13 protein-coding genes are annotated in these 16,101 nt (G+C 72.8%); 7 read left to right on the plus strand and 6 right to left on the minus strand.

The genetic code is table 11. The features are described from left to right. Positions 1-90: 90 nt before the first annotated feature. Positions 91-3,621: a DUF7379 domain-containing protein gene (locus AC3A5R_RS03685; RefSeq protein WP_487619407.1), complete on the minus strand. Its 3,531-nt coding sequence runs from the start codon at positions 3,619-3,621 to the stop codon at positions 91-93. 186 nt (positions 3,622-3,807) lie between these two features. Between AC3A5R_RS03685 and AC3A5R_RS03690 the strand changes: the two genes are divergently transcribed. Together AC3A5R_RS03690 and AC3A5R_RS03695 are read left to right on the plus strand one after the other, a co-directional pair. After that, the gene (locus AC3A5R_RS03690; RefSeq protein WP_487619408.1) at positions 3,808-4,749 is read left to right on the plus strand and encodes a peptidoglycan-binding protein; all 942 of its coding nucleotides are present in this window, start codon (positions 3,808-3,810) and stop codon (positions 4,747-4,749) included. Positions 4,750-4,912: 163 nt separating this feature from the next. Next, on the plus strand, positions 4,913-5,821 hold the full coding sequence (locus tag AC3A5R_RS03695) for a serine protein kinase RIO (RefSeq protein WP_487619409.1): 909 nt from the start codon (positions 4,913-4,915) through the stop codon (positions 5,819-5,821). Positions 5,822-5,899: 78 nt separating this feature from the next. Here AC3A5R_RS03695 and AC3A5R_RS03700 read toward each other — a convergent pair whose 3' ends face one another. From AC3A5R_RS03700 to AC3A5R_RS03710, 3 genes are all read right to left on the minus strand, one after another. Then, the gene (locus tag AC3A5R_RS03700) at positions 5,900-6,580 is read right to left on the minus strand and encodes a nitroreductase family protein (RefSeq protein ID WP_487619410.1); all 681 of its coding nucleotides are present in this window, start codon (positions 6,578-6,580) and stop codon (positions 5,900-5,902) included. A gap of 112 nt (positions 6,581-6,692) precedes the next feature. Further along, a complete protein-coding gene (proS, locus tag AC3A5R_RS03705) occupies positions 6,693-8,102 on the minus strand; it encodes a proline--tRNA ligase (protein WP_487619411.1) in 1,410 nt (469 codons plus the stop codon). A 29-nt stretch (positions 8,103-8,131) separates the two neighbouring features. Further along, on the minus strand, positions 8,132-9,049 hold the full coding sequence (locus tag AC3A5R_RS03710) for an extensin family protein (RefSeq protein WP_487619412.1): 918 nt from the start codon (positions 9,047-9,049) through the stop codon (positions 8,132-8,134). 204 nt (positions 9,050-9,253) lie between these two features. On the opposite strand from AC3A5R_RS03710, the gene AC3A5R_RS03715 reads away from it, so the two are divergent. Further along, positions 9,254-10,174, plus strand: coding sequence for an RNA polymerase sigma-70 factor (locus tag AC3A5R_RS03715; protein ID WP_487619413.1), 921 nt, complete (start codon positions 9,254-9,256; stop codon positions 10,172-10,174). Between the two features lie 23 nt (positions 10,175-10,197). Here the strand turns inward: AC3A5R_RS03715 and AC3A5R_RS03720 are convergent, their stop codons facing one another. Together AC3A5R_RS03720 and AC3A5R_RS03725 are read right to left on the minus strand one after the other, a co-directional pair. Continuing rightward, the gene (locus AC3A5R_RS03720) at positions 10,198-11,082 is read right to left on the minus strand and encodes an HpcH/HpaI aldolase/citrate lyase family protein (RefSeq protein WP_487619414.1); all 885 of its coding nucleotides are present in this window, start codon (positions 11,080-11,082) and stop codon (positions 10,198-10,200) included. A 6-nt stretch (positions 11,083-11,088) separates the two neighbouring features. Continuing rightward, the gene (locus tag AC3A5R_RS03725) at positions 11,089-12,171 is read right to left on the minus strand and encodes an HpcH/HpaI aldolase/citrate lyase family protein (protein WP_487619415.1); all 1,083 of its coding nucleotides are present in this window, start codon (positions 12,169-12,171) and stop codon (positions 11,089-11,091) included. A 90-nt stretch (positions 12,172-12,261) separates the two neighbouring features. Here AC3A5R_RS03725 and AC3A5R_RS03730 point away from each other — a divergent pair, with 90 nt between their 5' ends. The 4 genes from AC3A5R_RS03730 to AC3A5R_RS03745 all read left to right on the plus strand — a co-directional run bounded on the left by AC3A5R_RS03730 (position 12,262) and on the right by AC3A5R_RS03745 (position 16,006). Beyond that, positions 12,262-12,897, plus strand: a complete 636-nt coding sequence (locus AC3A5R_RS03730; RefSeq protein ID WP_487619416.1) for a hypothetical protein — start codon at positions 12,262-12,264, stop codon at positions 12,895-12,897. Between the two features lie 18 nt (positions 12,898-12,915). Then, positions 12,916-14,220, plus strand: coding sequence for a magnesium transporter MgtE N-terminal domain-containing protein (locus AC3A5R_RS03735; protein ID WP_487619417.1), 1,305 nt, complete (start codon positions 12,916-12,918; stop codon positions 14,218-14,220). After that, positions 14,217-14,789, plus strand: coding sequence for a DUF1003 domain-containing protein (locus AC3A5R_RS03740; RefSeq protein ID WP_487619418.1), 573 nt, complete (start codon positions 14,217-14,219; stop codon positions 14,787-14,789). The genes AC3A5R_RS03735 and AC3A5R_RS03740 overlap by 4 nt, the downstream gene beginning before the upstream one ends. A 74-nt stretch (positions 14,790-14,863) precedes the next feature. Continuing rightward, positions 14,864-16,006 (plus strand): Mrp/NBP35 family ATP-binding protein, encoded by a 1,143-nt coding sequence (locus AC3A5R_RS03745; protein ID WP_487619419.1) that lies wholly within the window; start codon positions 14,864-14,866, stop codon positions 16,004-16,006. Positions 16,007-16,101 lie beyond the last annotated feature (95 nt).

A 16,101-nucleotide genomic window follows, 5' to 3' on the forward strand; every position in this document is an offset into this window, starting at 1 on the left:
TTCCTTCCTACTTCGAGGGGTGGAGGTGATTCGGGTGGTGGTGCGGGTGGTGCACGGTCGGTGGAGGTGCGGGCCGGGCGAGTCTGCGTCTCAGGCGGTTTCGAGCACCGCGTCGGGGCGCGCGTAGACGACGTAGGCGAGCCAGGTGGGGTCGCCCGCCTCACGTGCGGCGGTGCGTGCGGCGGCGGTGGCCCGCGACATCGGTGTGCCGCGGAGCAGCTCGTCGTAGAGCGTCTCGACGAAGACGCGGGCCGGCTCCTCGTGTACCGACCACAGGCACGAGACGAAGGCCGACGCCCCGGCGTCGAGGAAGGCCTTGGCGAACCCGCCGACGGTCGTGAACAGCTCGCCGCCACGCCCGGTCTGACAGGCGTTGAGCACGACGACGGGCCCGGGCTGTCCGGCCGCCGCCCACGCGACGTTCTGCGAGACGTCGGTGGAGGTGAGGAACTCCTGGAGCACCTCCTGGCCCCGGCGCCGCCCCTTGAGCAGCACCTTCGCGTCCGCGATGTCCGCGGCGTCGGCGGCACCGTGACCTGAGAAGTGCAGCAGGTCGAAGGAGCCGCCCCGCAGGACGCGCTCGACTCCGTCGGGCGTGGCGGTGACCGGTCGGGCCCCGAAGCGCTCGTGCAGGTACGCGGCCTCGAGCAGGCCGACGTCGTTCTTGAACATGGGGTCGGCGTACTGGGGGCAGATGGTCCGCGCCTTGCCCGACCGGACCCGGATCCGCTGCGGCGGGAAGCTGCCCAGCTGCCAGCGGACGAGCCCGCCCTGGGCCAGGAACCGTGGCTCCACGCCACGCTTGCCGCGGGCAGGCTTGAGGTGGAACAGCTCCCACGGCACGCACGGCTCGTCCGTGTAGACGATGAGGTCGGTGACGCGGTCGCGGTTGTCCCACAGGTAGGCGCGCATGTCCTCGGGGAAGAACTGGTCGAACAGGAGCGAGCCGGTGTTCTGCAGCTGCTTGAGGCGCCGGGAGTCGCTCAGGTCGGGGTCGCGGATGACGTGCTCGACCTCGGCGATCCGGTCGCGCACGAAGTCGTCACGCCCGACGACGGGCTCGGACTCGAAGAGCCTCGGCTCCTCCCCCGGCACGAGCCGCACGGCGTAGGAGTAGACGCGGTCGCCGTTCGGCCGCCGACCCTCGACGATGTCGAGGCAGGGCAGCCCGTCGAGCTCGGGCGCGTCGATGCCGGGATGCACCGTCGCACTCACGGGCGGGGGCGTCAGGATCGACGCCGCCCCGGCCGTGGCCTCGAGCGTCACGTTCGCCACGGGCACCCAGCCCTGGCGCAGCACGACGGCGACCGCCACCCGTCCGGCTGCGAGGGGCCGCGCGCTGAAGGTCAGCTCGCTGGCCCAGTCGCCGGACGGCAGGCCGAAGACCTTCGGCTCGCGGTCGAGCACCTCGACGTTGTCCTTGGCGAGCACCTGCACCGACACCGGCCGCTCGGCGACGACCTCGACGGTCTCGCTGACGCTCGCGGTGCCCTCGGTGGCAGTGAGCCGGCCGCGGGCGAGCCGGACGCGCACCGTGAACGTCTGCCCCGGGGTCAGGACCGACGGCATCTCGGCTCCGAGGCTGGCACGGGTCGTCGGGGCCGCGGCGGGCGCGGGGGGCGGCGGCTCGGCGGGCCTGCTGCTCGTGATGCGGGACGCGGTGATCCGTCCCAGGGCCCTGCGGACGGCGCGGGCCAGGCTGGTCCCCGGTCCGCGCCCCGCGGCGACACGCGGTGGGGCGGGGGCTGGCACGGTCGGCGCGGGAGGGACGGCGCGGGACGACGCGGGCGGGCTCGACGAGGGCGGGGGCGGGGGCGGTGCGGGTGGGACGGCCCGTGACGGAGCGGGTGCGGGTGGGGCCACGGGCGGCGCGGGAGCGAGGTCGCGCGACCCGCCATCGTCGGGCTCGGCGCCGGCCTCGGGTGGCTCGGCGCCCGCCTCGGCAAGTTCGGCAGCCGCGTCGGACGGCATGGCCTCGTCGCCCCCGGTCATCCAGCCCGGCAGGGACGCGTCGTCACCGCCACCCGCTCCGAGGCCGAGCGGCAGCCACTGCGACAGCGCCCCGATGACCTCGAGCTGGGCGAAGTAGTCCACGTGCGTGACGGTTCCGTTGCGGCCCAGCGCGAGCGAGTCGCGCACGTAGCCACCGTTCGGTGGGCCGATCGCCGACATGGACGCGACGTCGACGACGAGGTCGTTCGGGCCGTGGAAGAGCCCGTCGACGAACCCCTCGGTGAGCCACGTCGCGAGCTCCTTCGGCAGCCGCGACGGCGCGTCGTGCCCGTCGAGGTCCGCGTGGAAGTCGCTGCTCACGACGAACCAGCTCGTGCCCGGCCCCGGCTGGCCCGGCTGGTCGGCGTTGAGCTCGGTGACGAACGGGCCTCCGGGGACCATGGCCGCGAGCCCGGGCACGGCAGCGTGCTCGCCGCCGGAGGTCGCCGCGGTGGCGAGCACCTTGACGAGGCCACCGACGGCCCGCACCACGCCGCCGACGACCGCCGCGAACGGGGCCGCACCCGGCACGAGCCCGAGCCCGCTCGCGGCGATGGTGACGAGGTTGGTGTAGAGGTCCACGAGGTCGTGCCAGCGCGACGGGTCGGCCAGATGGGTTCCGCCGTGCGTCGAGGCGACGAACACTGCATTGTCCACCGTTGCGCCCCAACCGGATCCAGGCAGGACCTCCTCGATGAACGACCGCGTCACGAGGCCGCCGCGGCTGTGCGTCACGACGTCGATGACGAGGTCGTCGCGCACCCCCGGCACCCGCAACCGGTCGAGCAGGTCCCGGGCGTTCTGCTCCGGGTCGAGGCTCAGGGTGCGGTGGTCGTAGCCGACGACGGCGTCGTACGCGTCGACGAGGGTTCGAACGAACCCACCCGCCCCCGGTGCCAGCGACAGTGCCCCGAACGCGCCGGCCGTCGAGGAGAAGGTCCCGTGGACGAGCAGCAGGACGCGCGGCGTGCGGTCCGTCGGAAGCGGGACGGCGGCCAGCGTGTCGACGGGGTGCCACGCCTCGAGCGGCTCGCCCGTGACGTGGACGAGGCCGGTGCGCGTCGAGGCCTCGAGGTGGTCGACGAGGTGTCCGAGCAGCGGCGCGGCGAAGCGCAGCACGATCGCCTCCGCGGCCCCGTGCACGAGGTCACCGATGAGGCCTCGGTCAGCAGGCGGTTCCCCGAGGTCGCGGGTGGTCCTGCCGGTGCCGTCGGTCCCTCCGCGGGGCCGGCCTGCCGGACCCACCGGTTGCACGTCGATACGGAAGGTCACCGTGCGCGGCCCGTCGCCGAGCTCGCGCGCGCGTTCGGCGGGCAGGTGCCAGGACCAGACGCCGTCGCGCTCGACGAGGACGACGGCATCCTGCTCGGGGGCGACGTCGACGTCGACTGCTACCGTCCCAACGCGGGTGGAGGCGGAGGTGTCCAGGTCACGGGTCACGCTCGGGGACAGTGCGATCCGCTGCACCACGTCGAACTCGTCGCCCTGCAGGGCCGCGACGACACCCTCCTTGCGGGCCGCGTCCGACGACGGCAGCGGCAGGTCGCGGGTGCGGTCGGGCACGGGGACGGCGTCGTAACCCGGTGGCGTGTGGACGCGCACTCCCCCACCGAAGGACGCGGACGGCATTCCTGGCTCACCTCCGAGACGGACCTGCTCCTTGTCACGGTAGAGCCGCGGCGGGTCGCTTTGATACGGATCGCGCCAAGTGGGTCGTCGACGTCGGGGAGTGCTCCCCATTCCGTGCAGGGCCCGGACACCCCTACGGTCGGGCGCGGGATCCACAGGGGGACCCCGTCGACGAAGGGACACACCATGGGTTCGACCACCACCGCGCAGCGGACTCCGGCGCCGCGGGCCGCGCGCCTCGTCACGGCGTTGCTGGCAGCACTCGCGCTGACGGCCGTCACCGTCATCGGTCACGACGCCCCGGCCCAGGCCGTCAGCTCGCTGACGACCCGCCAGCTCCAGCAGGACCTCTGGGGGCTGCTCTACTACTCCGGGCCGGTCGACGGCGTCAACGGCTCGGGCACGAAGGCCGCGGTGCGCGCCTTCCAGAAGGACAACTGCCTCACCCAGGACGGCGTCGCCGGTGCGGCCACCCAGCCCACGGTGATCGCGAAGGTCAAAGCCGTACAGAGCAAGGCCGGCGCGTCGGCCGACGGCGTCTACGGCCCGGTGACGACGGGCAAGGTCAAGGCCTACCAGAAGGCGCACGGCATCCCCACCGGCGGCCAGGCAGGGCCGTTGACCATGAAGGCGATGGGCATCAAGCGCGTCCTGTCGTGCACGCCGGCGCCGCCGCCCAGCGGCGGCTCGAAGGTCGGCGGGACCATCTCGCGCACCGAGGTGCTCGCCCGTGCCAGGTACTGGACCGACCGACGGGTGCCGTACAGCATGAACCGCTACACGGGCGACCCGCAGGGTCGTCAGTACCGTACGGACTGCTCGGGATTCGTCTCCATGGCCTGGCACCTGTCGTCGTCGCTGTCGACGGTGACCCTGCCGAACGTCTCGCACCGCATCACCAAGGGCGAGCTGCGCCCCGGCGACGTGCTCCTCAAGGGCGGCCCCGGGTCGGCGGGCGCGTCCGGGCACGTCGTGCTCTTCCGTGGCTGGGCCAACTCGGCACACACGTCGTACTACGCGAGCGAGGAGTCCGGCTCCCACGGCGCCATCGCGCGCACGGTCCCCTACCCGTACTTCTCCGGCTACGGCACCTTCCTGCCGTACCGCTACGGCAAGATCACCGGCTGAGGCCGGACCCACACCGGAAAACCGGTTGCGGCACCGTGTGCCGTCGCGCCACTCTCTACCCGAGCGCGGCGGCACACGGCCGTCCACACCTACCCAAGGAGGGTGACATGTCCATCACGGTCCCGGGCACGCCTGCCCAGTTCACTTCTTCCTTGGAGTTCCCTTGTCTTTCAATGCATTCCACGAGGACGAGTACGAGGTATTCGATCCTCGGCTGACCGACGGCCGCCCCTCCGACCGCGACGTCCACCAGCTCGCGGTCGACACCGACCCCGACGGCCCGCCCGAGGGTGACCGATGGTCGTCCTGGGACGGCGCCACGCACGGCCCCAAGCCGCGACCGGGCTGGGTCATCACCGACCTCGGGGCCGTCGAGTCCGACCTCGGCGTCCTCAAGACCGGCAAGGAGGCCGACGTCCACCTCGTGCGGCGGTGGGTTCCGGGCTCGCCCGAGCGCGACGTGCTCATGGCCGGCAAGCGCTACCGGTCGAGCAAGAACCGCCTCTTCCACCGCGACTCGGGCTACCTCGAGGGGCGCCGCGTGCGGAAGTCGCGCGAGACTCGGGCCATCCGGACCCGCACCTCGTTCGGCAAGGAGCTGATCAGCGGCCTCTGGGCCTTCGCCGAGTTCGAGACGCTGGTGCGGCTCTGGCACGAGGGGCTGCCGGTGCCCTACCCGGTGCAGATGTCCGACGACGAGATGCTGATGGAGTTCATCGGCTCCCCCGACGGGCAGGCCGCACCGCGCCTCGCGCAGACCCGCCCGCACCCGGAGCTGCTGCCGGTGCTCTTCGAGCAGCTGCGCGAGGCGATGCTCAGGCTGGCCGAGCTCGGCTGGGCGCACGGCGACCTGTCGCCGTACAACGTGCTGCTCGAGGGTGAGGGCGAGGCCTCGCGCCTGGTCCTCATCGACTGGCCACAGGTCGTCGACGTCATCGGCAACCCGCACGGCCCGGAGTTCCTCGAGCGCGACGCACGCAACATGGGCGACTGGTTCACCCGCCGCGGTTTCGAGGTGGACCACGGCCTGCTCTTCGGCGACCTCATGGCCGCCGCGACGTCCCGCTGGTGACACCGGCAGGGACCGGACGGCACGGCGGGGCCACGCGTTCGTGGCGTGGCCCCGCCCGTGGCGACCCGTCGGTGCGCGTCAGCCGTCGGCGTCGGTGAGGAAGTCCGCGGGATGGCCGAACTTGCCCGAGTGGACGAACTCCTCGAGCGGCAGGCGCGAGCGGGGGAGCCGGGCCCGGGTGCGCACCCAGTCGGGCATCTGCTCGTCCTCGCCACCCGGTGCCGGCAGCCCGAGCGCGATGCCGGTCGTCACGGCCCAGTGGCGCGGGACCGCGAACGCCTCGGTGGCGGCGCGGTGGTCGAAGCCGCCGAACTGACGCACCTGCAGTCCCATCGAGCGGGCCTGCACGGTGATGTGGGCGACGGCCTGGCCGAGGTCGAACATCGCGTAGTCGCTGTAGGACACCTCGTGGTCCTCGTCGGTGGCCACCTGGTGCAGCGTGAAGACGATCGCCGACGCCGACGGCGCCCACACGCGGTTCGGTGGGGTCAGCACCTCGAGCATCGCGTCGTGGGTGGCGTCGCCGCGCCGGCCGACGATGAACCCCCACGGCTGGGAGTTGCCCGCCGACGGCGCCCACCGGGCGGCCTCGAGGATGGCCCGGAGCGCGTCGGGCGACAGCTCGTGCTCGCGGTCGTAGACCATGACGCTCTCGCGGTCGCGCAGCAGCGGCGTCAGCACCTCGGGCTGGGCCGTCGTCGCCTGCGCCGTAGCCGGGCGCCCCGGCGTCACCGTCTCGTCACTGCTCTGGTCGCTCACGCGTCCACCGTCCTCTCCCCCACCTCAACGACGCCGCGTGCCCGGACCTTCCCCGGCGGGGCGTGACGGCGCCCACGACGGCCGTCGGGTGGACGTGGCGAACCCTCGTCGGTCAGTACGCGCGGCCGACGACGGCGAGGACGCCGTCCGCGTCCTCCGAGTCGGGCACCGACCCGTCGGGCATCGTCAGGCAGCGCACCGTGACGGCCGACGCGGCGAGGAGCGCCTCGCCCTCGACGCCGAGCGTCGCCCACGGGATGGTGGCCCACCCGGTTCGAGCAGCCTCGAGGGCGTCCTCGACCGTCGTCACGGCACGGGTGCCCGAGTCGCGGCGCGCGAGCGCCTCGGCGTAGAGGGCGTCGTGGTCCTCGTCGAGTGCCGCCGTCACGGCCGGCACCAGTGCGCCGAGCGACACCGGAGCCTTGCCGCCGGCCACCCGCCGCACGACGGTGACCGACCCTTCGGCGAGGTCGCGCGGACCCACCTCGACACGCACCGGGATCCCCTTGAGCTCGGCGTCGACGGCACGTCGTCCGAAGGCGGTGTCGGTACGGTCGTCGAGCTCGGCCCGGACGCCGACGGCGAGGAGGTCGGTCACGACCTGGCGGGCCGCCTCGGCCACGCCCTCACCGTCCTTGACGACCATGACGAGCGCCTGGACGGGCGCGAGCCGCGGCGGCAGCCGCAGGCCTGCGTCGTCGCCGTGGCCCATGATGAGGCCCCCGAGCATCCGCGTCGAGGTGCCCCACGACGTCGTCCAGCACAGCTCCTGCCGGCCCTGCTCGGACAGGTAGGTGATGTCGAAGGCCCGGGCGAAGTTCTGGCCGAGCTCGTGGCTCGTGCCCATCTGGAGGGCCTTGCCGTCGCGCATCATCGACTCCAGCGCAAGGGTGTTCGTCGCGCCGGCGAACCGCTCGCGCGCGGTCTTGACGCCGAGCACCACGGGCATCGCGAGCGTCTCGCGCATGAACGCCGCGTAGACGTCGGCGTGGATCCGCCGCGCGTAGGCACGTGCGTCCTGCTCCGAGGCGTGGGCGGTGTGCCCCTCCTGCCAGAGGAACTCACTGGTGCGCAGGAAGATTCGCGGGCGAAGCTCCCACCGCACGACGTTGGCCCACTGGTTGAGCAGCAGCGGCAGGTCGCGGTAGCTCTGGGTCCACTTGGCCATGTACTCGCCGATGACGGTCTCGGACGTCGGGCGCACGACCACGGGCTCCTCGAGCTGCTTGCCGCCGGCGTGCGTCACGACGGCGAGCTCGGGGCTGAACCCCTCGACGTGCTCGGCCTCGCGCTTGAGGTAGGACTCGGGGATGAACAGCGGGAAGTAGGCGTTGCGGGCCCCGGCCTCCTTGATGCGCCGGTCCATGTCGGCCTGCATCCGCTCCCAGATCGCGTAGCCGTACGGTCGCACGACCATGGTGCCGCGCACCGGTCCGTTGTCGGCGAGCTCCGCCTTGGCCACCACGTCCTGGTACCAACGGGGGAAGTCCTGCGACTGCGGGGTCAGCACGCTCTTGGGCATGCGCTCGATCCTAGGGTGGCGGTGCACGCTCAGGCGTCGCGGGCCTTGCGGACCGTCGCGCGCAGGAACGCCTGCCACGCCTCGACGCCGTCGGCCAGCTCGCCGACGCCGCCGTGGTCGCGCAGGATCGCCGTCGTGGCATCACGCGTCGGACCGTCGAGCTCGCCCGTGGTCCGGACCCCTGAGCGTCCCCACACGTGCACGCACATCGCCTGGACCGCCTGCACCTGCGCGCCCGAGCGCGGGATGAGCCGGGGCACCCCGCCGGGGCCGAAGCGTCCGCTGTCGACGTGGATGTGGTTGGAGTGCGACGCGTCGAACAGGTACGTCAGCACGTCGGCGAAGTGCAGGTGCAGGCCGGCGGCCACCTGCCAGTACGTGCGCATCCGGCGCCGCACCTCGGCCGCGGTGTCGTCGCGCCAGCGGTCGTAGCGCAGCGAGGCGACGTCGACGCCGCCGGTGCGCAGGCGGGCGATGTCGAGCGCCTGGCCCGAGTGGTGCCACGACGTGCCCGTGCCCTGGGTCCACCCGCCGTAGGAGTGCAGCGCGTCGGGGCGCTGGCCGGTCAGGGTGCGGTGCGTCGTCATCCACGCGGCGAGCGTCGCCGCGAAGGCGTCCTGCACGTAGTACGGCGTCGCCCGCCCGTCGACCTCGTAGACGTGCGTGGCGCCACCGACCGAGGTGCGCCGCCGGAGCGTCTCGCGGTCGAGCGCGACGGGGTGCGCACGCGCCTCGGGCGTCATCGTCACCGGGTGGTCGGGCCCCGTGGCCGACGCCAGGGCCCAGCCGCCACCGGCGACCGCGGCGGCCCCGAGGCCGCCGAGGACGAGGACGCCCCGACGCGTCAGGCGCAGCGGGGGCTCCCCGCTCGGTGCCGCGCGTCGCCCTACCGACGGCCGGGGTCCCGACGCTGGAGGGCTCGGTCGGCGCGTCTCGGACGTCGTCACCACCCCAGTCTCACCCGAGCCGGGCCTCACCGGGAAACCTCGTCCCCGCGTGGCGCGTCCGAAATGTCCGTTTGCCCGTCGCGAGGCGTCGGCGATGTCACAGTCGGCAGACGTCGCGTGTCCACCCGATGTAGCCCGTGCCGGACGCTGCGATGATCGCGGTACCAGGCCGCCGCCGACCCACGCATCCCGAGGTGATGACCGATGACGACGCCCCCGACGCCGGACCGCCCCACCGATGGGGCTGTCGACCCGCGAGACGCGGCGACCACCGTCTTCGAGCAGCACCGCGGCTCGCTCGTCGGCGCTGCCTACCGGATCCTGTCGAGCCACAGCGACGCCGAGGACGTCGTGCAGGAGGCGTGGCTGCGATGGCGCGAGGTCGACCTCGACACCATCGACGAGCCGCGCGCCTACCTGCTGACGGTGACGACGCGTCTGGCCCTCAACAGGATCCGCCAGCTGCGCTCACGCCGGGAGGCCTACGTCGGGCCGTGGCTGCCCGAGCCCGTCGCGACCGACCCACGCGACGACGGCGCGGCCGCCGCCGAGCTCGCCGACGACGTGTCGATGGCGATGCTCATCGTCCTGGAGTCGCTCAGCCCCCTCGAACGGGCCGCCTTCGTGCTGACCGAGGTGTTCGGGATGCCGGCACCCGAGGTCGCCACGACCCTCGACCGCTCCCCCGCCGCCGTGCGCCAGCTCGTGCACCGCGCGCGCTCGCACGTCGAGGCCCGCCGCCCCCGCGGCGTCGTCGACGCGGCACGCCACCGGCAGGTCGTCGAGCGCTTCCTCGCCGCCGCGACGAGCGGCGACGTCGAGTCCCTGTTCGAGGTGCTCGCGCCCGACGTCACACTGGTCAGCGACGGCGGCGGCATCCGCAAGGCGGCGCTGCGCCCGATCCACAGCGCCGACAAGGTCATCCGCTGGCTCGCCGCCGTGATGAACCGTCCCGAGGCGCAGCTCGTCACCGGTGCGGAGATGCGCGTGGTCAACGGCGAGGACGCCGTCGTGTTCCTCACCGCAGAGGGCGTCGACTCGGTGTGGTTCCTCACCGTCGAGGGCGACCGGGCAGTCGCCCTGCACGGCGTGCGCAACCCGGAGAAGCTGCACGCCGTCACCTGACGCCGTGCCTGTCGGTTCGCGGCTCAGCCGTCGAGGGCGGCGATGGCGTCGGCGGTCGCCAGGACCTTGCGGGCGGTGTCGACGTGGAGGTTCTCGATGAGGCGGCCGTTGAGCGTCGCGACGCCACGACCCTCGGCCTGCGCCTGCTCGAACGCGTCGATGACGGCGCGCGCGTCGTCCACCTGCTCGGGGCTCGGCGCGAAGACCGCGTTGGCCGGCTCCACCTGGCCCGGGTGGATGAGGGTCTTGCCGTCGAAGCCCATCTCGCGGCCCTGACGCGCCTCGGCGAGGAAGCCGTCGCCGTCCTTGACGTCGTTGAAGACTCCGTCGAGGACGGCCACCCCGGCCGACCGGGCACCGAGCACCGCGAGCTGCAGGCTCGTCATGACGGCGGCGCGCCCGGGCGCGTACGTGGCGCCGAGCTCCTTGTACAGGTCGTTGGTGCCGAGAACGAGACAGGCGAGGCGCTCCGAGGCGGCGGCGATCTCGGCGGCGTGCAGGATCGCCGCCGGCGTCTCGACCATGGCCCACAGTCGCATGTGGTCCGGGGCACCGGCCGCCTCGAGCGCCGCGACGAGGGCGCGCACCTCGTCGGCCGATCCGACCTTGGGCACGACGACGGCGTCGGGGCCCGCGGCGGCCGCGGCGGCGAGGTCGGCGTCGTGCCACTGCGAGCCGAGACCGTTGACGCGGATCGTCACCTCACGCCGGCCGTACTCACCGGACCGGGCTGCCGCACAGGCGTTCTCGCGTGCGGCGTCTTTGGCGTCAGGTGCGACGGCGTCCTCGAGGTCGAGGATCAGGGCGTCGACCGGGAGCGTCTTCGCCTTCTCGAGCGCCCGCTCGTTCGAGCTCGGCATGTAGAGCACGGAGCGTCGCGGACGGAACGTGGACTGCTCGTATCCCATTGCGGCTCAGGCCTCCTGGCTCGCGGTTGCGTCGGCCGGCTCTGCATAGAGCCGGGCCAGGTCAGGGTCGGTGCCGGCGAGCCGTTCGGCCAGCTCGACGATGACGAGGCACTGCTTGAGGCTCGCGTCGTCCTCCATCTTGCCGTCGAGCATCACGGCCCCGGTGCCGTCGCCCATCGCGGCGACGACGCGTCGGGCATGGCGCACGTCCTCGGCCGAGGGGCTGAAGACCCGCTTGCCGATCTCGATCTGCACCGGGTGCAGCGACCAGGCGCCGACGCAGCCGAGCAGGAACGCGTTGCGGAACTGGTCCTCGCAGGCGACGACGTCCAAGATGTCGCCGAACGGCCCGTAGTACGGGTAGATCCCGTGCATCGCGCACGCGTCGACCATCCGGGCGATCGTGTAGTGCCAGAGGTCCTGCTGGTGCACCGGACGCGTCGCGTGGACGTCGTCGCCGGGCGCGTCCTCGCGCACGAGGTAGCCCGGGTGGCCTCCGCCGACGCGGGTCGTCTTCATCCGGCGGTCGGCCGCGAGGTCGGCCGGCCCGAGCGACAGGCCCTGCATGCGCGGGCTGGCACCACAGATCTCCTCGACGTTGACCATGCCGCGCGCCGTCTCGAGGATGGCGTGCACGAGGATCGGACGCGTCAGCCCGGCCTTGGCCTCGAGCTGGGCCAGGAGGCGGTCGACGTAGTGGATGTCCTCGGCGCCCTGCACCTTCGGCACCATGATCACGTCGAGCTTGTCGCCGATCTCGGTGACGAGCGTCGTGAGGTCGTCGAGCACCCAGGGGCTGTCGAGGGCGTTGACGCGGGTCCACAGCTGGGTGTGCTCGCCGAAGTCGGTGGCCTTGGCGATCGCGACGAGGCCGGCCCTTGCCGCCTCCTTCCGGTCGGCCTTGACGGCGTCCTCGAGGTTGCCGAGCAGCACGTCGACCGTGCCGACGAGGGCGGGGACCTTGGCCGCCATCTTCTCGTTGCTCGGGTCGAAGAAGTGGATGACCCGCGACGGACGGGCGGGCACCTCGGTGAGAGGAGCCGGCGCGCCCACCGCGAGGGGTCGGAAGAAGTCCTTCGCGCTGCGCATGGGCGCCAACCTAGCGTCGGCCCGGCGGCGTCCGTTATGACCGCGCTCACGCCCGACCGGCATGAGGCGCGGATCACTAGGGTGGGGCCTGTGACCGACGCCAGCACCCGACCGACCGAGGAGCCCGCCCAGCCGGCCGCCAACCTCAGCGCCCTGCTCGGCGAGGCGATGGGCAAGTCGGGGCTGCTGTGGATCGACGTCGCCGACGACCGGGCCTGGCCCGCCTGGCACGTGTGGGACGACGGCGCCGCGCTCGTCGTCAGCGGCCCCGGTGAGCAGCCGCTGCCGTGGCTGCCCAAGGAGGTCCGGCTCGTCCTGCGCAGCAAGGACACCGGCGGCCGCCTGCTCACCGTCCGGGCCACCGTGCACGTCCTCGACCCCGGCACCGAGCAGTGGGCCCGCGCCGCCGACCTGCTCAAGGCCTCGCGTCTCAACGCCGTCGACGACTCCCTGACGCGCTGGGCCGCCGAGTGCACCATCACCGCGCTCGTGCCGTTCGGCGAGCCGGTCGAGTCGCCCGGCGCGTACTCGAACGACGCGCACCGCGCCGCCCCCGCGCGCACCGCCGCGACGACGACCGCCTGGCGTCCGTGGCACCTCGGCGGCCGCGGCGAGGAGAAGGCACAGCGCCAGCAGGCCCGGGCCGAGGAGAAGGCACGCCGCAAGGCCGCCAAGGAACGGGCCAGGATGCGCAAGCGACGTGGCGGACGTCGGCGCCCGTCGTGACCCCATAGCCTTGGCCCCATGAGTGGAAGCACCCGCGTCTTCGTCGCGCGCCTGACCGGCCTGAGCGTCTTCGACCCGCTCGGTGACCAGGTCGGGCGGGTCCGCGACGTCGTCGTGATGTTCCCCTCCGGCCGCCCCCAGCCCCGCGTCATCGGTCTCGTCGTCGAGGTGCCGGGGCGCCGACGCGTCTTCGTGCCGATGACGCGCGTCACGTCCATAGACGCCGGCGCCGTCATCACGACCGGCCTGGTCAACATGCGCCGCTTCGAGCAGCGCACCAACGAGGTGCTCGTCGCGGCCGAGCTGTTCGACCGGCCCGTTCAGGTCACGACTCCCGAGGCCGTCGAGGCCGGGTTCGCCGACGCCGTCGTCGAGGACCTCGCCATCGAGCAGGGCCCACGGCGCGACTGGCTCGGCGTCAAGGTGTTCGTCCGGCAGGTGTCCGGTGTCTCGTCGGCCTCCCGCGCCGTGTCGCGCCTGACCCGGCGCCGCTCGGGCAAGACGATGCTCGTCGACATCCGCGACGTGACGGGCCTGCACGACCAGGCCGCCGCCCAGAGCGCCGAGCGCCTCCTCGAGACCTACGACGACCTCAAGGTCGCCGACCTCGCCGAGGTCATCCACGACCTCAACCCCAAGCGTCGCGCCGAGGTCGCCGCGGCCCTCGACGACGAGCGCCTCGCCGACGTGCTCGAGGAGCTGCCCGAGGACGACCAGGTCGAGATCATCGCCGGCCTCGACACCGAGCGGGCCGCCGACGTCCTCGAGGCGATGGAGCCCGACGACGCCGCCGACCTGCTCGCCGACCTGCCGCCCGAGCAGGCCGAGACCCTGCTGCAGCTCATGGAGCCCGAGGACGCCGCTCCCCTGCGCCGCCTGCTGTCCTACGACGAGAACACCGCCGGCGGCATGATGACGACCGAGCCCGTGGTGCTCGGCCCCGAGGCGACGATCGCCGAGGCCCTCGCCATGGTCCGCCGCGAGGAGCTGGCCCCGGCCCTCGCCTCGATGGTCTACGTGTGCCGCCCGCCGCTCGAGGTGCCGACCGGCCGCTACCTGGGCCTCGTGCACATCCAGCGGCTGCTGCGCGAGCCGCCGCACGGCGCGGTGGGCAGCATCATCGACAAGGAGATGGAGCCGGTGCCGGCGAGCGCGTCGCTCGAGACCGTCACCCGCACCCTCGCGACGTACAACCTCGTGTCGCTGCCCGTCGTCGACGACGACGGACGCCTCATCGGCGCGGTCACCGTCGACGACGTCCTCGACCACATCCTCCCGGAGGACTGGCGTGAGGAGCGGCACGAGCTGGAGGTGCGCCCGTGAGCGAGCGAGCAGAGCGCCGCGGCGGATCTCGTTCGGGCCGCATCGACAAGCGCGACAAGCTCGACAAGCTCGACCAGCCGCGCGAGCAGCGGGCCCAGCTCCTGACGTGGTCGTTCTCGCAGGAGGCGTTCGGGGTCCTGTCGGAGAAGTTCGCCCGCTTCATGGGCACGGCGCAGTTCCTCATCGGCATGACGATCTTCGTCGTCGCCTGGGTCGCCTGGAACCTCCTCGCGCCGAAGGGCCTCGTCTTCGACGAGTACCCGTTCATCTTCCTGACGCTGATGCTCAGCCTGCAGGCCTCGTACGCGGCCCCCCTCATCCTCCTCGCGCAGAACCGTCAGGCCGACCGTGACCGCGTCGCCCTCGAGCAGGACCGCGCCCGCGACGAGCGCAACCTCGCCGACACCGAGTTCCTGACGCGTGAGGTCGCCTCGCTACGACTGGCGCTGCGCGAGCAGGCGACCCGCGACTTCGTCCGCTCCGAGCTGCGGGGCCTGCTCGACGAGCTCGAGGAGCGCGCCCTGATCCACCGCGTCGACGGGTCGGCAGCGCCGCACCACGGCGAGTAGCCACCGACCGGGTGTGTCGCGGTAGACACGGCCCGTGGTCGGGGGCCGTGCCGGCGCGACCTACGATGGAGCACATGTCCGTCCCCGCACTGCCGAGCCGTGACGCCCTGCTCACGGCGCTGTCGAAGGTCAACGACCCCGAGATCCGCAAGCCGATCACCGAGCTCGGCATGGTCAAGTCGGTCGAGATCGACGACGCCGGTGCGGTGGCCCTCGCCATCTTCCTCACCGTCTCCGGTTGCCCGATGAAGGACACCCTGACGAAGGACTCGACGAACGCCCTCCTCGCGGTCGAGGGCGTCACCTCGGTCGAGGTCACCCTCGACGTCATGAGCGACGAGCAGCGTTCGGCGCTGCGCCAGCAGCTGCGCGGGGGCGCCCCGGAGAAGGAGATCCCCTTCGCCAAGCCCAACAGCCTGACCCGCGTCTACGCCGTGGCCTCGGGCAAGGGCGGCGTGGGCAAGTCCTCGGTCACCGTCAACCTGGCGGCCGCGATGGCCGAGCAGGGCCTGCGCGTCGGTGTGGTCGACGCCGATGTCTACGGTTTCTCCGTGCCGCGCATGCTCGGCGTCGAGCAGCGACCGACTCAGGTCGACGACATGATCCTGCCGCCGATCAGCCACGACGTGAAGGTCATCTCGATCGGCATGTTCGTGCCCGGCAACCAGCCCGTCGTCTGGCGCGGCCCGATGCTGCACCGCGCGCTCCAGCAGTTCCTCGGCGACGTCTTCTGGGGCGACCTCGACGTCCTGCTGCTCGACCTGCCGCCCGGCACCGGCGACATCGCCATCTCGGTGGCCCAGCTCATCCCGACGGCCGAGATCCTCGTCGTCACGACGCCGCAGCAGGCCGCCGCCGAGGTCGCCGAGCGGGCCGGCTCGATCGCCCTGCAGACCCACCAGCGGATCGCCGGCGTCATCGAGAACATGAGCTGGCTCGAGCTGCCCGACGGCACGCGCCAGGAGATCTTCGGCTCCGGCGGTGGCAAGGCCGTGGCCGACTCGCTGAGCCGCAGCATCGGTGCGCCGGTCGAGCTGCTCGGCCAGATCCCGCTCGACACCCGGCTGCGCGAGGGGGGCGACGCCGGCACGCCGGTCGTCCTCGGCGCACCAGACTCCGCCGCCGGCGTCGCACTGCGCGGCATCTCCCGCGGCCTGGCGAACCGGGCCCGTGGCCTCGCCGGCCGCTCGCTGGGCCTGTCCCCCGTCGGTCGCTGACCTGATCGAAAGAGCAGCGCGTCACGGCCAGCCCAATCGAAAGAGCACTCCGTCATCTGACGGAGTGCTCTCTCGATTCCGGAAGCGGGACGGAG

Source organism: Intrasporangium sp. Soil_C_50 (assembly GCF_057656595.1).